At 44.7% G+C, this 20,699-nt stretch carries 21 protein-coding genes; all 21 read right to left on the bottom strand.

The window, feature by feature from the left end; all coding sequences use genetic code 11:
- Positions 1–66: 66 nt before the first annotated feature.
- The gene (locus KH172YL63_RS07865) at positions 67–1,773 is read right to left on the bottom strand and encodes a proline--tRNA ligase (RefSeq protein ID WP_173105587.1); all 1,707 of its coding nucleotides are present in this window, start codon (positions 1,771–1,773) and stop codon (positions 67–69) included.
- A gap of 139 nt (positions 1,774–1,912) precedes the next feature.
- The gene (rseP, locus tag KH172YL63_RS07860) at positions 1,913–3,169 is read right to left on the bottom strand and encodes an RIP metalloprotease RseP (RefSeq protein WP_173105586.1); all 1,257 of its coding nucleotides are present in this window, start codon (positions 3,167–3,169) and stop codon (positions 1,913–1,915) included.
- Between the two features lie 117 nt (positions 3,170–3,286).
- Positions 3,287–4,426, bottom strand: a complete 1,140-nt coding sequence (gene dxr, locus KH172YL63_RS07855) for a 1-deoxy-D-xylulose-5-phosphate reductoisomerase (RefSeq protein ID WP_173105585.1) — start codon at positions 4,424–4,426, stop codon at positions 3,287–3,289.
- Positions 4,427–4,469: 43 nt separating this feature from the next.
- A complete protein-coding gene (locus KH172YL63_RS07850; RefSeq protein WP_173105584.1) occupies positions 4,470–5,255 on the bottom strand; it encodes a phosphatidate cytidylyltransferase in 786 nt (261 codons plus the stop codon).
- Complete coding sequence (locus KH172YL63_RS07845) at positions 5,255–6,046, bottom strand: undecaprenyl pyrophosphate synthase (protein WP_173105583.1); 792 nt, start codon at positions 6,044–6,046, stop codon at positions 5,255–5,257. The genes KH172YL63_RS07850 and KH172YL63_RS07845 overlap by 1 nt, the downstream gene beginning before the upstream one ends.
- A gap of 255 nt (positions 6,047–6,301) precedes the next feature.
- Positions 6,302–6,859 (bottom strand): ribosome recycling factor, encoded by a 558-nt coding sequence (frr, locus tag KH172YL63_RS07840; RefSeq protein ID WP_173105582.1) that lies wholly within the window; start codon positions 6,857–6,859, stop codon positions 6,302–6,304.
- On the bottom strand, positions 6,859–7,584 hold the full coding sequence (pyrH, locus tag KH172YL63_RS07835; protein ID WP_173105581.1) for a UMP kinase: 726 nt from the start codon (positions 7,582–7,584) through the stop codon (positions 6,859–6,861). Before pyrH ends, frr begins: the two co-directional genes overlap by 1 nt.
- A gap of 87 nt (positions 7,585–7,671) precedes the next feature.
- Positions 7,672–8,553 (bottom strand): translation elongation factor Ts, encoded by an 882-nt coding sequence (gene tsf, locus KH172YL63_RS07830; protein WP_173105580.1) that lies wholly within the window; start codon positions 8,551–8,553, stop codon positions 7,672–7,674.
- A 151-nt stretch (positions 8,554–8,704) separates the two neighbouring features.
- Positions 8,705–9,412: a 30S ribosomal protein S2 gene (gene rpsB, locus KH172YL63_RS07825; protein WP_173105579.1), complete on the bottom strand. Its 708-nt coding sequence runs from the start codon at positions 9,410–9,412 to the stop codon at positions 8,705–8,707.
- A 161-nt stretch (positions 9,413–9,573) separates the two neighbouring features.
- On the bottom strand, positions 9,574–10,083 hold the full coding sequence (locus KH172YL63_RS07820) for a hypothetical protein (RefSeq protein WP_173105578.1): 510 nt from the start codon (positions 10,081–10,083) through the stop codon (positions 9,574–9,576).
- A 33-nt stretch (positions 10,084–10,116) separates the two neighbouring features.
- Entirely contained in the window at positions 10,117–10,875 is a 759-nt protein-coding gene (locus KH172YL63_RS07815; protein WP_173105577.1) for a FliA/WhiG family RNA polymerase sigma factor, read from the bottom strand.
- A gap of 81 nt (positions 10,876–10,956) precedes the next feature.
- Positions 10,957–11,454, bottom strand: coding sequence for a chemotaxis protein CheD (locus tag KH172YL63_RS07810; RefSeq protein WP_173105576.1), 498 nt, complete (start codon positions 11,452–11,454; stop codon positions 10,957–10,959).
- Positions 11,451–12,083 (bottom strand): chemotaxis protein CheC, encoded by a 633-nt coding sequence (locus KH172YL63_RS07805; protein WP_173105575.1) that lies wholly within the window; start codon positions 12,081–12,083, stop codon positions 11,451–11,453. Before KH172YL63_RS07805 ends, KH172YL63_RS07810 begins: the two co-directional genes overlap by 4 nt.
- A gap of 13 nt (positions 12,084–12,096) precedes the next feature.
- Entirely contained in the window at positions 12,097–12,543 is a 447-nt protein-coding gene (locus KH172YL63_RS07800) for a chemotaxis protein CheW (RefSeq protein WP_173105574.1), read from the bottom strand.
- Between the two features lie 12 nt (positions 12,544–12,555).
- Positions 12,556–14,577 (bottom strand): chemotaxis protein CheA, encoded by a 2,022-nt coding sequence (locus KH172YL63_RS07795; RefSeq protein ID WP_173105573.1) that lies wholly within the window; start codon positions 14,575–14,577, stop codon positions 12,556–12,558.
- Positions 14,578–14,592: 15 nt separating this feature from the next.
- The gene (locus KH172YL63_RS07790) at positions 14,593–15,675 is read right to left on the bottom strand and encodes a protein-glutamate methylesterase/protein-glutamine glutaminase (RefSeq protein WP_173105572.1); all 1,083 of its coding nucleotides are present in this window, start codon (positions 15,673–15,675) and stop codon (positions 14,593–14,595) included.
- 9 nt (positions 15,676–15,684) lie between these two features.
- Entirely contained in the window at positions 15,685–16,545 is an 861-nt protein-coding gene (locus KH172YL63_RS07785; RefSeq protein ID WP_173105571.1) for a MinD/ParA family protein, read from the bottom strand.
- Positions 16,538–17,371: a flagellar biosynthesis protein FlhF gene (locus tag KH172YL63_RS07780; protein ID WP_232066144.1), complete on the bottom strand. Its 834-nt coding sequence runs from the start codon at positions 17,369–17,371 to the stop codon at positions 16,538–16,540. The genes KH172YL63_RS07785 and KH172YL63_RS07780 overlap by 8 nt, the downstream gene beginning before the upstream one ends.
- A complete protein-coding gene (locus KH172YL63_RS21585) occupies positions 17,337–17,564 on the bottom strand; it encodes a hypothetical protein (RefSeq protein ID WP_232066143.1) in 228 nt (75 codons plus the stop codon). The genes KH172YL63_RS07780 and KH172YL63_RS21585 overlap by 35 nt, the downstream gene beginning before the upstream one ends.
- The gene (gene flhA / locus KH172YL63_RS07775; protein WP_173105570.1) at positions 17,561–19,597 is read right to left on the bottom strand and encodes a flagellar biosynthesis protein FlhA; all 2,037 of its coding nucleotides are present in this window, start codon (positions 19,595–19,597) and stop codon (positions 17,561–17,563) included. The genes KH172YL63_RS21585 and flhA overlap by 4 nt, the downstream gene beginning before the upstream one ends.
- Positions 19,598–19,615: 18 nt before the next feature.
- Positions 19,616–20,698 (bottom strand): flagellar biosynthesis protein FlhB, encoded by a 1,083-nt coding sequence (gene flhB, locus KH172YL63_RS07770; protein ID WP_173105569.1) that lies wholly within the window; start codon positions 20,696–20,698, stop codon positions 19,616–19,618.
- Position 20,699 lies beyond the last annotated feature (1 nt).

Below are 20,699 nucleotides of genomic sequence, written 5' to 3'. Positions count from 1 at the left end.
TTATCATTACAGAAGAAAAAGGGCTGACAGAGAAGGATTGCTCCCTTTAAGTCGAGCCCTTTATCTTTAAGACAAGGTCTTGAATAGTTCTTTGAGATCACGAAGCAGGTCATCTTTATGAACTTCAGACACTTCTCCGGTTTTTCTCACTTTCACTTCTACGATTCCTTCTCCCGCCTTCTTGCCTACTGTTATTCTGATAGGAAGGCCGATCAGGTCGGAATCTGCAAATTTTACGCCTGGACGCTCTGCACGGTCATCCATCAGCACATCATATTGGTTCTCTTTCAGCGAGTTATATAACTCGTTCGCCAGGGCAGCCTGTGCTTCATCCTTCATATTGATCGGGATCAAATGAAGATCAAACGGCGAGAGGTTCGTAGGCCATACAAGACCATTTCCGTCATTGAATTGCTCTGCCACGGCTGCAAGCGTACGGGATACACCGATTCCGTAGCATCCCATGATGATCGATTGGGAACGTCCGTTTTCATCAAGGTATGAACTTCCAAGGGCGTCTGAATACTTCGTACCCAGTTTGAATACATGTCCTACTTCAATGCCTCTCGCAAATTCAATCGTACCATTCCCATCCGGAGATGGATCACCTTCTTGAATGAAGCGGAGATCGGCATATTGAGAAACTTCGAAATCTCTTTCAGGGTTGACATTCGTATAATGATAGCCCTCTTCATTTGCTCCTGCCACCCCATTACGGATGTATTTAACAGCTTGATCCGCAATGATTTTGATATTATCCAATCCGCATGGTCCGATCGAACCGATTTCACACCCGGTTTGGGCCTTCGTCTCTTCTGCTGAAGCAAGTTCAACGACACTTGCATGAAGAAGGTTTTTCACTTTGATATCGTTGATTTCGTGATCACCGCGAGATAGTACGAGCACATATTCTTCGTCCACTTTAAAAAGAAGCGACTTAATGCATTGATCTTTGCCTGCAGAAAGGAAAGTCGCGACCTCTTCGATTGTTTTGCTTTCAGGTGTCGAAACTTTTTCAAGTTCAAGCATGTCGGCACTCGATTCGGTATACGTATCAATGACTTCCGCCATTTCAATATTTGCAGCATATTGAGATGTATCTGAATATGCGATCGTATCTTCACCTACATCTGATAACACCATGAATTCATGTGTGTCTTTACCACCCATTGCCCCTGAATCTGCAATGACTGCACGGAAATTCAACCCGCACCGGCTGAAAATGGATGAGTATGCATTGAATAATGCATCATACGTCTCATCCAGGCTTTCTTGCGTGGAGTGGAAGGAATAAGCATCCTTCATGATGAATTCTCTTCCTCTCAAGAGACCAAAACGAGGCCGCTTTTCGTCACGGAATTTCGTTTGTATTTGATACATTGTAAGCGGAAGGCGCTTATATGATTTGATTTCATCGCGGACAAGGCTCGTGATGACTTCTTCATGGGTAGCACCCAGGGCAAATTCACGGTCATGACGGTCGTTCATGCGCATGAGTTCAGGTCCATATGTTGCCCAACGTCCCGATTCTTTCCAAAGTTCGGAAGGCTGCAGTGCCGGCATGAGCATTTCAACAGCCCCGGCTGCATCCAACTCTTCACGGATGATCTGCTCCACTTTCTTTAACACCTTATTTCCAAGGGGTAAAAAGCTATAGATCCCGCTTGCATTTTGTCTGATGTATCCTGCACGCAAGAGAAGCTGATGACTTTTGATTTCTGCATCGGCCGGTGTTTCTCGCAGTGTAGGGATGAATGTATTACGTTGCTTCATTTACTAGCACCTCAGTTACGATATAAGTTATGTAGAGGAAGGTTTTCCTTCCAACTATTTTATCTTAATCCAACAGGCAGTAACACCCTCAGTTTTTGAATGGAGAGGGAGAAACTGCCTGCAAGGACACGTTTATATTTTATAAGAAAAATCTTTGGATGTCATTCCAGGTGACAACAAGCATCAATACCATGAGGAGTGCAAATCCGACGAAATGGACCATCCCTTCCATTTGACGATCCACCGGTTTGCCCCGGACGGCTTCTACCGCAAAGAACAAAAGTCTGCCTCCATCAAGGGCAGGGATTGGCAGGAGATTCATGATTCCCAGATTGATGCTGAGAATCGCAGCCCATCTCATAAGATAGTAAATCCCTGATTTCGCCACGACATCCGTTGACTGATAGATTCCTACCGGTCCGGATAGTGCATCGATCGAGAATTCACCGGATACAAGCTTTCCTAAGAGAACAAAAATCATTTTGGTCCATTCATAGGTTTGCTGGGCACTGTTTGATACCACTTTGAGCGGCGATTTTTCAACGGGGCTGTGGACCCCGATGATCCCAATTTCCTTCCCCTCGATTTCTTGTGGTTTAGGGGTTACCGGGATCTCCGTCATCGACCCTGCACGGTCTACATTGAATCTCAGTTCATCACCGGGATGCTTCTGAATGACCGACACAATATCGTCCCAGGTGGAAATTTCTTTGCCGTCGATGCTCAGGACCACATCATTTTCCTGCAGGCCCGACTCTTTCGCTGCCCCGTCCTCAGTCAGTTCACCAAGGACCGGATCGTTTGTCGGCACCCCCTGAAGAAGACCGACAAGAACAAAAATGAAGAAAGCCAGGATGAAGTTGAATAAAGGACCGGCAAAAATGGCCATTGCCCGCTGTGGAAGCGATTTTGAAGCGAATTGGCGGTCCCAGGGAGCGATTTGTGTCTCTACGCCGTCTTCGACGAATACGGCATCCCGGGAAATGCTGAATGTCTTCAATTCTTCCTCATCTTCTTCGTATCCACGGATGTGAAGTCTGTGCTCCAGATCCGCTTCCTCCACTTCCACGACACGGATGGATGGATATCGGTCCTTGTTGTTCAAGACGATTTTTTTAATTTTTTCATCTTGATCAAGGATCAGTCCAACTCGATGACCGGCTTTAAGCTCCACCATTTCCGGGTCTTCACCCGCCATGCGCACAAAGCCTCCGAGTGGCAATAAGCGGATCGTGTAGGTCGTTTCATCCCTTTTATATGAAAATACTTTAGGGCCGAAACCGATCGCGAATTCCCGACAGAGAATGCCTGCACGTTTGGCGAATATCAAATGACCAAGTTCATGAAAAAATACTAAAGCTCCAAAAATAACAACAAAGGCAATCACCGTTTGCAAATAAAAAACCACCTTTTTATAACCTGTCGGCAACAGATTTGAATGTAATATGATTGGACGCCGACAACACGTCCACTACCATTCTACGCTGCAGTCCATGTGAACATGCATGTGGGACTACAGCCAGCTTAATACACGCTGTCTAGTTTGTTGATCAATCTCCTTGATCGCTTCAAGGTCCGGTCTATGTACTATCTGGTGGGCCTCCATCGCTTTCTCGATATATGTCTCGATATCAAGGAATGAAATCCTGCCTTCGAGGAACATCGCTACAGCCGCCTCATTCGCGGCATTTAAGACGGTTGTCATGCTTCCGCCAGTCCGTCCCGCTTCATATGCAAAAGCAAGACAGCGAAAACGTTCCATATCCATCTTTTCAAAATGGAGCTTCCCAATTTCAGTCAAATCAAGCCTTTCCCCTTTTCTTTCGAGCCTGTCAGGGTAGGTTAATGCATATTGGATCGGCACCCTCATATCCGGTGTTCCCAACTGGGCCATGACAGATGAATCATGGAATTGGATCATCGAATGGATGATGCTCTCCCTATGCTGGACGACGTCGATTTGATCATATGGGATATCGAACAGCCAATGAGCCTCGATGACCTCCAAACCTTTATTCATCATGGAAGCCGAATCGATTGTGATTTTTGCTCCCATCGACCAATTTGGGTGATTCAAAGCCTCTTTGACTGTCACGCCAATCAATTCTTCCCGTGTACGGTCTCTGAAGCTTCCACCAGAAGCGGTGATGATCAACTTTTCGATATTCTTTTTCCGTTCTCCTTGCAGTGCCTGATAGATGGCTGAATGCTCACTGTCAACCGGCAGCAGCGCGGTTCCCTTTTTCTTGGCCGCTTCCATCACCAGATGTCCTGCGGTCACCAGCGTCTCTTTGTTGGCGATCGCAATGGTCTTACCGGCCTCAATGGCCTGAAGGGTCGGCGATAACCCGACGCTTCCAAGGACCGCATTGACAAGGACCTCGGCATCCTGATGGCAGGCAACCTCCACCAGTCCTTCTTCCCCGTAAAGGACTTTGACGGAAGAGTATTCACTTGTAAGGGACTCAGCATCCTCTTTCCGCTGAACGGAAACAAGTTTCGGGGAGAATTCCTTGATGATTTTTCTTGCTTCTTCTATGTTTTTCCCGACAGACATAGCTGTCAGCGTAAATTCCTCAGGATGGTCACGGAGGACATCCAGCGTTTGCATGCCAATAGAACCGGTGGCACCCATTAAACTGATATTCTTCATTCACTGATCTCCTCTCTGAACATATTCACATTGCTGTCCGGCCTTATAATAGGAAGTGAAGGAGCGGGAGTACGAATAATAAGCTGTCAAAACGATCAAGCATCCCGCCATGACCAGGCAGGATATGCCCCGAGTCTTTCACTTTGTAATGCCTCTTTAGTCCAGACTCCACCAGATCACCGACTTGTCCAAAAACAGAGAGGATCGCTGTTACGATGATCAGTTTCGGAACAGACATATGAAGGTCCGTGAAAAACGTCATGATGACACCGACAATCACTGCACAAATGATGCCGCCGATGAATCCTTCAATGGTTTTATTCGGACTTATTTCTGGCCAAAGTTTCTTTTTCCCCATCGCTTTACCGATGAAGTATGCACCGGAATCGGTGGCCCAAATGATGAAGAGGGCGTAGAAAACGTACTGAACCCCTTCTTCCAGGCGGATTTCCATGAAATAATAATACCCGATTCCCACGTAAAGGACGCTTAGAATCGAATATGCCACATCGTCAAAATTAAAGCGATTCTTCGTGGCAACCGTATATGTCAAGAATAGCAGTACAGCAAGAAATGCCAACTCTATTTTCGAATAGCCAAAATCGTTGATGATGCCGATCGCTTCCTGTGGGATCAGAAATACCCATAACAGAGCCAGGGATAGCAAGCCTGGAATCGTGAGGATCCACTGCCCCCTCATTTTTAACGCTTCATATAAACTAATGGATGCAATCAAATACATCAAGACCATAAATGGTGTTTCACCGTATATGATGATTGGTAAAAAGATCGCTGCCGCAATCACTGCTGTAATAATTCTTTGCTTCATTATGATTCCTCGCTTTGTAACCCGCCGAATCTTCGCGAACGGCCTTGATATGCTTCGATGGCTTCAGTTAATTGTTCCTTGCCAAAATCAGGCCACAGTACGTCTGTAAAGAAGAACTCGGTATAAGCCAATTGCCATAGCATAAAATTACTCAAGCGGATCTCACCACTCGTTCGGATAAGCAGGTCCGGGTCTTTTAGATCTTTTGTCATTAAATAACTTGAAAACACTTCTTCATTTAAATCACTTTCTTCTAGTATTCCATTCTGGACATCTTTTAAGACACTCTTCATGGAATCTATAATTTCCGACCGGCTCCCATAGTTTAAAGCAAAATTCAATATGAGACCATCATTGTGCTTTGTCGCTTCCATCGCTTTTGTGACAGCAGCTTTTGTATGGTTTGGTAAAGCTTCAGGAGATCCGATCATCTTCACCTGCACATTTTCCTCTACCAATTCAGGAAGGAACGTTCCGAGAAATTCCTCAGGCAATTTCATAAGGAATTCCACTTCCATCTTTGGACGTTTCCAATTCTCAGTCGAAAAGGCATACAAAGTCAACGCTTCTATTCCGAGTTCATTTGCAAGTCTCGTAATTTTACGGACACATTTCATGCCCTCGTGATGACCTGCCACCCGGGGCAGCGCCCTCTTTTTGGCCCATCTTCCATTTCCGTCCATGATAATCGCTATATGACCCGGAATCGGGTGTTTACGTAATTCCTGAAATCTTTCTTCCACTTCCTCAGAAGTATGTTGTCTCTTCCATTGTTTAAGCTTGTTTAGCATAAAAAATCCTCCACCAACAATCAAAAAAATATTTACCCTTACTATCATATCAAAAAATAAGGAAGATATCTTCATGAAAATAGATTATGTACATCCATAGGAACCTGTCCCAGACTGACCAATCTTCAGCACCGGACAGGAAACTTTTGAATTGGCCATCATTCTTTTAGAACCACAAGCAAAAACAAAGGGACCGGCCCATAAGGAATATGAGTTCACTTATAGGACAGCCCCTTAGGTTTACATTATGAGTGATTATACCTCTAACATTTCCTGCTCTTTTTCTTTCGCGATCGCATCAATTTTCACAATGCTTTCATCGGTCGCTTTTTGAACATCGTCAGAGTATCCACGAAGATCATCTTCAGTGATGTCTCCACTTTTTTCTTTCTTCTTAAGATCATCATTCGCATCACGGCGAATATTACGGATCGCGACTTTCGCATCTTCCGCTTCTTTTTTCACAAGTTTCACAAGCTCTTTACGACGCTCTTCCGTCAATGCAGGAACAACGATTCGGATGATGTTACCATCGCTTGTTGGCGTGATGCCCAAATCTGATTTCAGGATAGCCTTCTCGATATCACCTAAAGCGGTTTTATCATATGGTTGGATCACCAGCATACGTGCTTCAGGAATGGAAATCCCCGCTAACTGGTTGACCGGTGTCGGTGCACCGTAGTAATCTACTGAGATTTTATCCAGCAGTGAAGCGTTGGCTCTTCCTGCACGGATGCTCGCTAATTCACGAGAAAATGTTTGGACCGCTTTGGTCATTCTTTCTTTCGCATTTGCAATGATCGTGTTTGGCATTATGCTTTCCCCCTAACGATTGTACCAATATTTTCACCTGTTACTGCTCTTTTGATATTTCCATTCTCCATAATAGAGAATACAATAAGTGGAATATCATTGTCCATGCAAAGGGATGAAGCTGTTGAATCCATGACAGCCAATCCTTCTTTCAGGACATCCAGATAGGACAGTTCTTGATATTTCACTGCCGTTTCATCCTTCTTAGGATCTGCAGAATACACACCATCCACATTGTTTTTCGCCATCAGGATCACTTCGGCGTCGATTTCCGCAGCCCGGAGTGCCGCTGTCGTATCAGTAGAGAAGTACGGGTTACCTGTCCCTGCAGCAAATATGACAACTCGCTTCTTCTCCAGATGACGTACGGCTCTTCTTCTGATGTATGGTTCTGCAACTTGTCGCATATCGATGGAAGTTTGGACCCGCGTTTCAATACCCATCTGCTCCAGGCTGTCCTGAAGCGCCAATGAGTTCATCACGGTAGCAAGCATCCCCATATAATCGGCAGATGCACGTTCCATTCCCATTTCACTACCTATCTTACCACGCCAGATATTGCCTCCGCCAACGACAACTGCCACCTCGACGCCAAGCTCAGCAATTTCTTTCACTTCTTCTGCTACATTTTTAATGACAGAAGGGTTGATACCGAAGCCATCATCTCCTGCCAATGCTTCCCCGCTTAATTTCAGAACAACACGTTTGTATTTCGGAACGCTCATGGGAACCTCCATAAAATAGAATTTTTCTTGAAAAATAGGGAACACACTAGGTGTTCCCTACAAAGAAATGTTTAACTATAGCCGATCTTATTTGTTTACTTGGTTCATTACTTCTTCAGCAAAGTTTTCTTGACGCTTCTCAAGACCTTCTCCTACTTCGTAACGAGTGAAGTCAGTTAAAGTAGCGTTATTTGCTTGAAGGAATTGACGTACTTTTTGATCTGGATTCTTAACGAATGTTTGATCAAGGATACAAATGTCCTCGAAGTATTTACCAAGGCGACCTTCTACCATTTTTTCAACGATATTTTCAGGTTTTCCTTCGTTCAATGCTTGTTGCTTCAATACTTCACGCTCACGCTCTACTTCTTCAGCAGATACTTGATCGCGGGAAACATATTTAGGGTTTAATGCAGCAGCGTGCATAGCAACGTCTTTCGCAACACTTGCGTCAGTCGTTCCTTCAACCACTGTAAGAACAGCGATACGTCCGCCCATGTGCAGGTATTCACCGAATGCGTCATTATCACCTTTTGTACGCATTTCAAAGCGGCGAAGGGTAATTTTTTCACCGATTTTTGCAATCGCAGCGTTGATGAATTCATTTACAGTAGAACCATTCGCCATTTTTTGCTCAAGCGCTTCTTCTACAGTAGCAGGCTTGTTAGCAAGAAGGTGGTCAGCCAGTTCTTTTACAAGGTTTTGGAAGTTTTCGTTTTTCGCAACGAAATCAGTCTCTGCGTTCACTTCAAAGATGATTGCAGTATTTCCTTCGCTCGCGATGTAAGTAGTACCTTCAGCTGCGATACGATCAGCTTTCTTCGCTGCTTTAGCGATTCCTTTTTCACGTAGGAAATCAATCGCTTTGTCCATATCTCCGTCAGTTTCTGTTAACGCTTTTTTACAGTCCATCATTCCAGCGCCAGTTTTTTCACGAAGTTCTTTAACCATTTGTGCAGTAATTGCCATTGTAGGTTTCCTCCTTAGTTTGACTATGTAGACTTATTATCGCCATTTGGCGACAGTCATAAAATGTCCTGCTTCTTCAATAAGTGCAGTCCATGTGGATACTCTTTAAAAAAAGGTGATAAGGGTAAGCCCTCTTATCACCTTTCCTTCATTACTCAGCTGCTACAGCTGCTTCTTCACCTTGCTTAGCTTCTAAAATAGCATCTGCCATTTTACCTGTAAGAAGCTTAACTGCACGGATCGCATCGTCATTCGCAGGAATTACGACATCGATTTCATCCGGATCACAGTTTGTATCAACGATACCCACGATAGGGATATGAAGTTTACGAGCTTCAGCTACAGCGATACGCTCTTTACGAGGGTCAATGATGAACAAAGCATCAGGTAGCGTGTTCATATCTTTGATTCCGCCTAAGAATTTAACTAAGCGTTCGTGTTCTTTTTTAAGTTGTACTACTTCTTTCTTTGGAAGTACTTCGAAAGTACCGTTTTCTTCCATTTTTTCGATCTCTTTCAGGCGTGAAATACGCTTTTGGATCGTTTCGAAGTTAGTAAGTGTTCCACCTAACCAACGTTGGTTGATGTAGTACATACCAGCACGTTCTGCTTCTTCTTTAACAGATTCCTGTGCTTGTTTCTTTGTACCTACGAAAAGGACTTTACCGCCGTTACCAGCTAGTTCCTTTACGAAGTTGTATGCTTCTTCAACCTTTTTAACTGTTTTTTGAAGGTCGATGATGTAGATGCCGTTACGCTCTGTGAAGATGTATCTCTTCATTTTTGGGTTCCAACGGCGAGTTTGGTGTCCGAAGTGTACACCAGCTTCTAGCAATTGTTTCATAGAAATTACTGACATGTGTGTTTCCTCCTAAATGGTTTTTGTTTTCTCCTCCGTTTCAGTCATCTTGAAGGCAGAAACTATTCATTTCAAAATAGCACCATCTGCTTCAATCGAGAAACGTGTGTAATAACACCATGAATACTATAGCATACCTGTTCGAGGCAATCAAGAACTTCCTACATTATTTGTCGGAATTTTAATAGGAGCTCGATTTCCGTCTTCCCTTTCCCAACAGTTTGGGCAATTTCTTCGATGGACATCCCTTTTTCCTTCAAAGAAATGACCTCCTTCAGAAAGGGGTCGTGTTCAGATGGAGGCTCGTCTTGATCTTTTGACTGATTGGTCCGAGGCTTGAGGTCGCTGCTTTCTTGATATGCTTTTGTTGCAGCCTTAAATCCAGCTGCAGGCCTTTTGGGGAACATATCCGGTGCCGGATCATTCCCGCCCGGATGGATATGTTCCTTTTCAGGCGCGTGAACCTTTGATTCGAAGGTTCGAATAAACTCTTCATGATCTTCTTTCATTTGCAGAAGATAAGCCGAAATGATATCTTCCATCTCGGCGACCGTCTTCTTCTGGTCTCTTTCCATGTGCACAAAGCGATTTTGCCTCAAGTATAAAATGACAATCGCGAGCAGGGAAATGATATTCAGGAGAAATGATAAGAAGAGTAGAAACGTTACCATAAGATCACCCAGTTTATATGATTTTCTATCTCTTTATGTGTCGAGCAGATTGCGCAGTTTAAATATGGATTTGGAGTGGATTTGAGAAATCCGCGAGGTGGACAGCTTCATCACTTCACCGATTTCGGTCAATGTGAGTTCTTCTTTATAAAACAAGCTAAGCACGAGCTGTTCTTTTTCCGAAAGGGATTTGATCCTGTCCTCTAATTCACTCAATCTCTCGCCCTTTAACACTTCTTCTTCGGGTGAGATCGTCTTATCATCTTTCAGTGAATAATGCTGGGACTCATGATCGTCATCGGTTAATTGCTCATCCATGGACAGCACGTTGGCGAAGAAATGTTCATTCGTTGCCTGATACACCTCTTCAGGCGACATCTCCAATGAAGCCGCCACTTCTTCTGCCGTTACATGTCGTAATAATAGTTGTTCGAGCTCTACCGTTTTCGCTTCGATTTTTTTCGCCCGGTCCCTGGTGGACCTTGGAAGCCAATCTTCCTTTCTCAATCCGTCAAGAATGGCTCCCCTGACTCGAAATGAAGCATACGTATCAAATTTCAGATCCCTGGTAGGATCAAACTTCTGAAGAGCATCCAGTAATCCCATCAACCCAAGACTCTTTATATCTTCTCTCGAGACGTTTTTTGGCAGTCCAACGGAAATACGTTGAACATGATACGAAACGAGTGGCATATACTTTTTCACCAAGATGTCTCCCGCTTCAGTATCACGACTGTTGATCCATTTCTCCCAATATTGATGTTCATCTGTTCGAGGGGGTTGTTGAGACATAAGAATCCTCCTTGCTACCTTTTTACTTTCTCAAACTTGATTCGTTGCTTCACCACGTTACTTACGGGAAAAGCCGACCCGTCATATTTCCTTTATTCCTTCATTTACCGTCCTGACTTGCAGTAAACCGGTTGAAGTGAAAAACTCTATGGTCCTTCCTTTATTACCGCCTATATCTTCTGCCATGATCGGAATCCCATTTTTTAAGAGTACCGCTTTGACGGCGTCTGCATTTCTCGGGCCGATCCTCATCACATCACTTTTGGATTGAAACTGAAACATTTGGGCGCCTCCGGCCATTTTGCAGCGGAGCCTTCTCAGGCTTGCTCCGCGCCCTGTCAATTGCCGTATGAGCTCTTCGACCCCTGTATCGGCATATTTGGCTAAATTGGGCTTCGCTTCCTTCCCGATAGATGAGTCCGGGAGCATGATATGCACCATCCCGGCAAGCTTTATAAACTCATCATACAATACGACACCGATGCAGGAACCAAGGCCTGAGGTGCGGATGGAGATACCGTTGTCAGCGATGTTCATATCTGCAATACCGACCTTCACAACCGTGCTTACACTGATCATAGTTTCACTCCAAGAGATTCAAAGATGATCTCGAATGACTCAGGATCAGGCAGCAGGAAAAAATGCCCCTTTACACTTTCCGATTCTTCCCCGTCGTCTTCTTTCAGGGCAGTATCGATCACAATGGCATAATCACTCACTTGAGAGATTTCCAGTAATCCAAAACCTATAATCGCTCCTGCCATGTCCACCGAGAGGGCAGGAACGGATGGCAACAGGTTAAGATTTGTAAAATCAGAAAGGGAAGAGAGATACGAGCCTGATAAAATATTGCCTAACTCCTGCATGGCAGACAGCCCTAATTCAGAATAAGGGGGCTCTTGAAAGGAGAACGAACGGTCATCGATCATCGTACGTATATAAATGGAAGCTTGTTCAACTGGCAATAGGAAAAACATGCTGCCTGGCGCCTCCCCTTCGATGCGCAGGAACACACTTACAACAACATTGTCGGGTCCCCCTGCCATTTCCATCATCTCATCAAATGAGACGATTTGAACACTTGGCACTTTCATATCGATCTTTTTGCCGAGAAGGGTGGAGAGGGCAGTTGCTGCATGCCCCGCCCCGATATTTCCGATTTCTTTCAAAATATCCAGATGAATGGATGATATTTTTTCAAAATCCACTTGAATCCCTCCTTTAGATGGACTGAAGTATTTTATCCAAATGGAGCAGAATCAATAATCTTCTATCCTGTTTTACGACCCCGCCAATATATTCTGCTTCAACCACGCCGACTACATCAGGTGATGGTTCAATCGCATCCTTCGGGACGTCAAGTACATCGTTTGCCGCGTCGACGATCAAACCAACTTCCTTGTCTTCCAGTCCGGCGATGATAACGCGTGTGCTGTCTGTTGGCTCGGATCCCGGCAGATCAAAACGTCTTCTCAGGTCGATGATCGGTGTGACGACCCCACGTAAATTGATAACACCCTTCACATAGGAGGCGGTTCTTGGCACTCTCGTAATATGCTGCAGTTTTTCGATGGATCGAACCTGATTGACCGGTATTGCATATTCTTTATCCACTAATTGAAACACGATAAGCTTAAGGTCTTCTACTGTTTCTGTCACTTCACTCATTACCCATACCTCCTATTTAATCAAAGCGTTGCAGTCAACTATTAACGCTACTTGTCCGTCTCCCAGGATCGTTGCACCGGAAATGGCAAATACATCATTTAAATAATTCCCCAGGGATTTCAAGACAATCTCCTGCTGGCCAATGAAGGAGTCTACTACAAGACCCGCCATTTTTTCCCCTTTGCGCACAAGAACGACAGAATATAATTCATCATCATTGGCTTCTTTCGGGACTTCAAATACATCTTCAAGGAATAAGAGAGGAACTACCTTCCCTCTGAAATCGATTACTCTCTGATTATGGGCATTCATGACTTCTTCTTTTTTCACAATTGCTGTCTCGATGATGGAAGAAAGCGGAATCGCATATTTCTCCGCTTCAATTTCAACAAGCATAACGGAAATGATTGATAACGTTAACGGCAACTGGATAGAGAAAAGTGATCCCTGTCCGACGGTGGAGTCGATGGTGATCGATCCTCCCAACGACTCGATGGTTGCTTTTACAACATCCAAACCGACGCCTCTTCCGGAAATATCAGAAATTTGCTCTGCAGTAGAGAATCCGGATGCCAATATTAATTCATAAATTTGACGATCTGAAAGGGTTTGGGCGATGTCTTCAGAAACGATTCCTTTTTGGATTGCCTTCTCAAGCACCCGCTCTTTATTGATGCCCCCGCCATCATCCTCAAGCTCGATGAATACGTGATTTCCACTGTGATAGGCTTTCAACTTAACCGTACCTTGAGCCGGCTTGCCATTTTGCATGCGCACCTCAGGCATTTCGATACCATGATCGAGTGCGTTTCGGATCAAGTGGACGAGCGGGTCTCCGATCTCATCGATGACCGTACGATCAAGCTCTGTTTCAGCTCCGATGATTTCAAGTTCAATCTGCTTATTCAAATCACGTGCAAGCTGTCTGACCATACGCGGGAAGCGGTTAAATACCGTCTCGACCGGAACCATACGCATGTTGAGGATGATGTTCTGTAAATCTCCAGAGATCCTTGTCATGCGCTCAACTGTTTCATTCAATTCCGGATTATTTAAATCTTTAGAGATTTGTTCCAACCGACCCCGATCGATGACTAATTCTTCAAATAAATTCATCAGTACATCAAGGCGTTCGATATTGACTCGGATTGTTTTGCTGCTTGCATTGGATTGCTTAGCAGGACTGGTTGTTTGTTTTGGGGCTTGAACCGCTTTTTCCCCCGCTTCTGCCTTCTCTTCTTTCACGACGGCAGTTTCTTCCTGCTTGCTTTGGAAATGATCGGCGGTCAGCTCGACAACCGAAACATCTTCAACCTCAGAAACTTTCTTGATGCTTTCTTTTAGCACTTCTGCGTCTTCTTTTGAAACGACTGCTATGACGAATGATGAGTCAAACTGCTCCTCCTCCAGCTGATCCACAGTTGGAAGGGATTTAATCACTTCTCCCATTTTCCCAAGTACTTCAAACACCATATACACTCGGGCTGCTTTAAGGAGGCAGTCTTCACGGAGTGATACGGAAATTTCAAAACTGCGGAATCCCTGCTCCTGCGATTGCTGAATGACCGTCTGTTCAAACGCTTCATATTCCATCGATACCGGCACTGCAGCTGTCGTTGCGGCTACTTCACTGCTTGCTGAAGGTACAATGCTTTCACCATTTTCAATCGCCTGAAGCATTGAAACGACTTCAGTGACATCCCGTTTCCCATCCCCTCCATCGGCAATGGAAAAGACCATCGCTTCAAGGTCATCGACGGATTTAAACACGACATCAAGGATTTCAGGTGTGACGTTAATTTTTTCATTACGGATGGCGTCAAGAACATTTTCCATTTTATGAGTAAGGTTCGCCAAATCTTCGAATCCCATCGTGGCTGACATCCCTTTTAATGTATGTGCCGAACGAAAGATTTCATTGACAATTGCAAGGTCTGTCGGGTTTTTCTCCAATTCTAGCAGTTGCTCATTGCAGGTTTGCAGATTCTCTTTACTTTCTTCTATAAATACTTCTAAATATTGACTCAATTCCATGTGCTCCACACCTCTCTACATCATGTACTTCATTATTGATTGGGATATATCCTCGATATTTTCAACGCTATCCACTAGATTGGTCGCGATAGCTGATTTCGGCATTCCAAACACAATACAAGTCTCTTTTGCTTCTGCAATGGCTTTTACATCCCCGCGTTCTTTCAGTCTGATCAAGCCTTCTGACCCATCTGAGCCCATTCCGGTCATAACAACCGCTATCTTGCTGTACCGGTTAATGGTGCTGGCTGAATCGAATAACGTATCAACGGAAGGCCGGTGACCGTTTCTTGGTGGTTCTTCTTTTGATACTTCAAATGACAGGTGGGTGCCGCGGTCGGCCAGCTTGGTATGAAAGCCGCCCGGTGCGATATAAGCGGTCCCTTTTTGCAAAATTTCGTCATTTTCCGCTTCTTTGATTCTGATAGCCGACTGGCCGTCTAAGCGGTTGGCAAGGGATTTCGTGAATCCCGGTGGCATATGCTGCACCACAACGACAGGGGCCTCGAGATCAGCCGGCAGTTCGGTGAGCACCTGCTGCAAAGCCCTCGGGCCTCCCGTTGACGTACCGATCAGGATCAACTTTGGCGAGTTCTTCTTCCACTGACGGTCAGTTGCTTTAGGAGGCAACTTGTCCATGACATCATTGCTGTATTCTATTTTTTTACTCTTTTTCTGTTGAACCGGGATCATTTTCGAGATATTCACTTTACTGGCGGCGACTACTTTATTCACGATTTCATCCTGTACTTTATGTAAGTCGAGGGAAATGGTCCCGGACGGTTTCGCGATGAAATCCACCGCTCCAAGTTCCATTGCCGTCACTGTCTCCTCAGCCCCTTCTTTCGTTGTGGAAGAAAGCATGACGACCGGTACAGGACATTCTGCCATGATTCGTTTCAATGCCTCGATCCCATTCATCTTAGGCATCTCGACATCAAGGGTGACCACATCCGGATGGAATTTCTTTATCTTTGAAATCGCGTCTTCACCGTTCCTTGCGATCCCGATGACTTCCAGGTGTTCTGAAGCTGATAGAAAATCACTTATAAGCTTTCTCATAAATGCGGAATCATCTACAACCAAAACCTTTTTCATTCAGGACCTTTACCTCCCAAAAAACAAATTTCTGATTTTTTTCACAAAGCCTATTTGATCTTTCTCTGTCTCGGTTGACTTTCCGGTAAGGTGATGCACCATCGTCCGCAGGCTTAAAGCTATGGGAGAAGAAGGAAATCCTACCACAACCGGGGTTTGCTGAATGACAGATTTCCTTACGGCCGAATCCTCCGGCAGCACACCGAGTGAGATGATTTCTTTATGAAGGAATTTCCTCACCGTCTCTTGTAATCTCGTAATCGTGTCAAGCCCTTCTCTCTTAATTTCTGCTCGATTGCAGAGAAGGTAGAAAAGCTTGTCCTGGTCCCGGAGGTAAATATATTTCATCATGGAGTAGGCATCTGTGATAGAGGTCGGCTCGGGAGTCGTCACCACGATGATTTCATCCATCGCAAGGAGGAACTCCAACGTTTCTTTTGTCGCACCGGCCCCCATATCAAAAATAATATAGTCGTAGTGATGGACCGCATAGTCCATTATGTGAAAGAAGCGTTCAATCTGCCTTTCTTTCCATTCGACAATATCTTTCAGGCCATTACCCCCACTTATATAAGAAATACCATGAACATTTTCACATATAATCGTTTCAATATCTAGTTCTTTTTCCTCAATGTAATCCATGATGGAATAGGGATGGTGACTTCCTAATAAAATATGGATGTTCCCCATCCCTATGTCGAGATCAAATAACAACACTTTCTTATTCTCTCTCCCTATCAGGATGGACAGATTGGTAGATATATTGGATTTGCCCACTCCTCCTTTTCCGCTGACAATTCCGATTGTTTTCGCAGGATCAGTGCCGCCGAGCAGCATTTTCCTCCTTAAATGATAGGCTTGGTCATTCATGGCTGAACCCTTTCATAAGCAAATCGGCGATTTTATCGTGATTCACTTCTATGATATCTTCAGGGACATCCTGACCTGTCGTCACGTAGGCGGTGCCTATTTTCTCTTCTAGCATCATGTTGATCATTGAACCGAAACTTGATGTTTCATCGAGCTTGGTAAAAATGAAGCGGTCGACTGCGACGGTAGAAAACTGTGTGATAATGTCCCTCATATCTTGTTCTTTTCCTGTCAGGGATAGTACGAGATATGTTTCCATGTGATGATTGAAATCAATGATTTCCTTCAGGTCATCCACATATTTCTTTTCCCTGAAATTACGTCCTGCTGTGTCGATGAAAACATGGTCGTAATCCTCAAACTTACTGATCGCTTTTTTGAAATCATCCATTTTATACACAACTTCAACAGGGACATTCAATAGCCCTGCGTACGTCTTTAACTGCTCGATTGCAGCGATACGATAGGTATCGGTCGTAATAAAGGCGATTTTCATCCTCTTATCAATGACGGCTTCTGCTGCCATTTTGGCCAATGTCGTCGTTTTCCCAACACCGGTCGGGCCGATGACATTGATATATTTCTTTTTAAAACTCATTCCGCCTGAATCGATGCCTTCCAAATGATTCTTCAAGAATCTTTTCACTTCGACAGCGGCCCATCCATCCCAATCGGTTGAGGCTTCTTTGATACTCTTTTCCAAAACCTCTCCCAATTGGAACAGGGTGGAGTCATTGACCTCCTGCTTTTTGAGGTAATGAAGGATTTTTTGGACAGGTTCAGAAAACATTTCATATTGGTTCTTCGTGTTCAATGTGGAAATCATTTGTTTTCTTTTCCGATTCAACCTCGGGATCGACGGCTGCGATCACCTCGATCCTTTTTTTCTTGAATAACCCTATAAACCCTCCGGTATAGGTTACCTTTGAATTCAATATCACCGCATCTTCTCCAAGTTCAGCCCTAACCTTTTTCATCGCCTCACTCATGGAAGGAGCGCCATACTTCTTTACCTTCATCCTACATTCACCACCCCTAAGCTTTGCACTTCTACATTTGCTTCCAACTCGTTATATGAAATGACGGGCACTTGCGGAAAATACCTTTCCGTCAGCTGTCTGACATACATCCTGACTGCAGGAGAGCAGAGGATGATCGGGGATTCTTCCATCAGCGACAGCTGTTCCACATTTGAAGCGACCGCTTCTAAAATGCCCTGGGAATCATTCGGATCCATGGATAAGTAATTGCCATGCTCTGTCTGCTGAACTGCGTCGGCGATCATTTTTTCCACTTTTCCTGAAACGGTGACCACCTTCAAGGACGCATCTCCCTGTACATATTGGTTCGTAATCTGTCTTGCCAGTGACTGTCTGACGTATTCTGCCAATAAATCTGTATCCGAGCTCATTTTTGCATAATCGGCAAGGGTTTCAAAGATGATCGGCAAATTGCGGATTGAAACATTTTCCTTCAACAGTTTGGCAAGCACCTTCTGGACCTCCCCGACTGATAACGGGTTCGGTGTCACTTCCTCTACAAGGATCGGATATGACTCCTGTAAATGATCGATCAGCTGCTTCGTTTCTTGTCTGCCAAGGAGCTCATGTGCATTCGTCTTGATCATTTCCGTAATGTGGGTTGATACAACCGATGGTGGATCAACGACCGTGTAACCGAAGATTTCAGCCTGTTCTTTCATGTCTTCAGAGATCCATTTAGCCGGCAGGCCGAATGAAGGCTCGACTGTATCAATCCCTTCGATCGAGTCATCTTCCACCCCGGGACTCATGGCCAGGTAATGATCCAGCAAGAGTTCTCCCCTTGCCATTTCGTTCCCTTTTATCTTTAAGCGATATTCATTCGGCTGGAGCTGGATGTTGTCCCGGATCCTTACGACCGGAATGACAAGGCCAAGCTCGATCGCCAACTGACGCCGGATCATGACGATCCTGTCAAGGAGGTCGCCTCCCTGGTTAGCATCTGCGAGGGGGATCAATCCGTAGCCGAATTCAAACTCAATAGGATCTACATTCAATAAATTCACAACGCTTTCAGGACTCTTCATTTCATCCTGTTCCACTTCTTCTTCCATTTCCATGACGTCTGCCTCACTTTCAGCAGGCGACCTGGATAGCATATAGCCTCCGATTCCTAAAAGAGCGGCAACCGGAATCGTCAATATATCATTGATGGGCGTTGCCACGCCCAGCATAAAGATCGTAAATGCAGATACATAAAGCATGATCGGATATGCAAGGAGCTGATTCATAATATCCTGTCCAAGATTACCTTCAGAAGCGGCACGAGTGACCACGATACCTGTAGCGGTTGAAATCAACAGGGCAGGTATCTGACTGACAATTCCGTCCCCCACTGTTAACAGCGAATAACGGGTTGCCGCTTCTGCTATCGGCAGACCCTGCTGTGTCATGCCGATGATGATTCCGAATATTAAGTTGATCATGACAATGACAATCCCGGCAATGGCATCCCCTTTAACAAATTTGGATGCCCCGTCCATGGCGCCATAGAAGTCTGCTTCTTTTCCTACTTTTTCCCTGCGGTTTCTTGCATCGTGCTCTGAGATCATGCCGGCATTCAAATCGGCATCGATACTCATCTGTTTCCCTGGCATGGCGTCCAATGTGAAACGGGCAGCCACTTCGGAAACACGCTCTGAACCCTTCGTGATGACGATGAACTGAATGACAATCAGGATGATGAACACGACGAGTCCTACAAGGATATTTCCACCTACAACGAATGTTCCAAAGGTTTCCACAACGTCCCCTGCTTCACCCTTACTTAAGATCGATCTCGTTGTGGAAACATTTAGACCCAGTCTGAAAAGCGTCAGTAGAAGTAATAAAGAAGGAAATATTGAAAATTGCAACGGTTCATTCATATTCATAGAAATTAGGAGCACAAGAAGTGCAAGCGAAATATTGATGATGATCAACAAGCTTAATAACCAGGACGGAAACGGGATGATAAGCATAGCGACAATCAATATGACACTGGCGAGTACGGATAAATCTCTTGCTGACATTGTTTCTCTCCTAACTGCTTACATCTTATTTTTCATTCGATAAACATAAGCTAATATTTCTGCCACTGCCTTGAAAAATTCTTCCGGGACGGCATCCCCGATTTCTGCTGAATCGTAGAGGGAGCGGGCCAATGGCCGGTTTTCCACCATCACGACATCATTTTCTTTGGCAATGTATTTGATTTTTTGTGCCAGGTAGTCAACTCCTTTTGCCACGACAAAAGGAGCGTCCATTTTATTTTCATCATATTTCAGGGCGATGGCAAAGTGGGTCGGGTTGGTGATCACCACGTCTGCTTCAGGTACTTCCTGCATCATCCGTCTCATCGCCATTTCCCTCTGCCTTTGCTTGATCTTTGATTTAATCAGCGGGTCCCCTTCAATATTTTTGTGTTCATCCTTCAAATCCTGTTTGGACATCCTAATGTTCTTCTCAAAATCATATCTCTGATACAAAAAGTCGAAGAGGGACAAGAATAACAGTGCCAATGAAGCCGCGATTCCCATTTGCACCGCCAGGCTTGCCATTGTCGCCAACGAGTCGCCGACTGATTTGAATGAAAGGCTGAGCACCTGATCGATGTTCGCCCAAAGGATGACGAACGTGATCGCTCCAACAAATGAAATTTTCAGGATTGATTTAAGAAGCTCAACAATCGCCCGCAAGGAGAATATTCGTTTAAATCCTTTGATCGGGTCGATCTTCTCCAATTTTGGTTCGAGAGGCTTTGTTGTAAACATGACCCCGACTTGAATATAGTTGGCTACCAATCCCGCAAGAAGCGCAACAAGCATGATCGGACCGAGGAGGATGGCAATTTCCTTCATGATATCCATCATGATGACCCTTACCGTATTTTCAGTCAGTTCCATCAGCATGTACTCTTGAAACGTATGACGGAACAGATCGAAGACGATCTCCCCGATATAGGAAGCACTGAAAGTCAGAAATAAAAAAACAGCAAGAAGGATAATCGCCGTATTGACATCCTGACTTTTCGCTGTTTGTCCTTTCTTTTTGGCGTCTTCCCTTTTTTTAGGTGTTGCTTTCTCTGTTTTTTCCCCACTAAAATACTGTAGGTCTAATGATAGCCATTGCAAT

The sequence above is a fragment of the Bacillus sp. KH172YL63 genome (genome assembly GCF_011398925.1).
In the GTDB taxonomy this organism is placed as follows: domain Bacteria; phylum Bacillota; class Bacilli; order Bacillales; family Bacillaceae_B; genus Rossellomorea.
The sequence above is the reverse complement of the archived record's forward strand: the minus strand, read 5'-3'. Positions and strand labels throughout refer to the sequence as shown.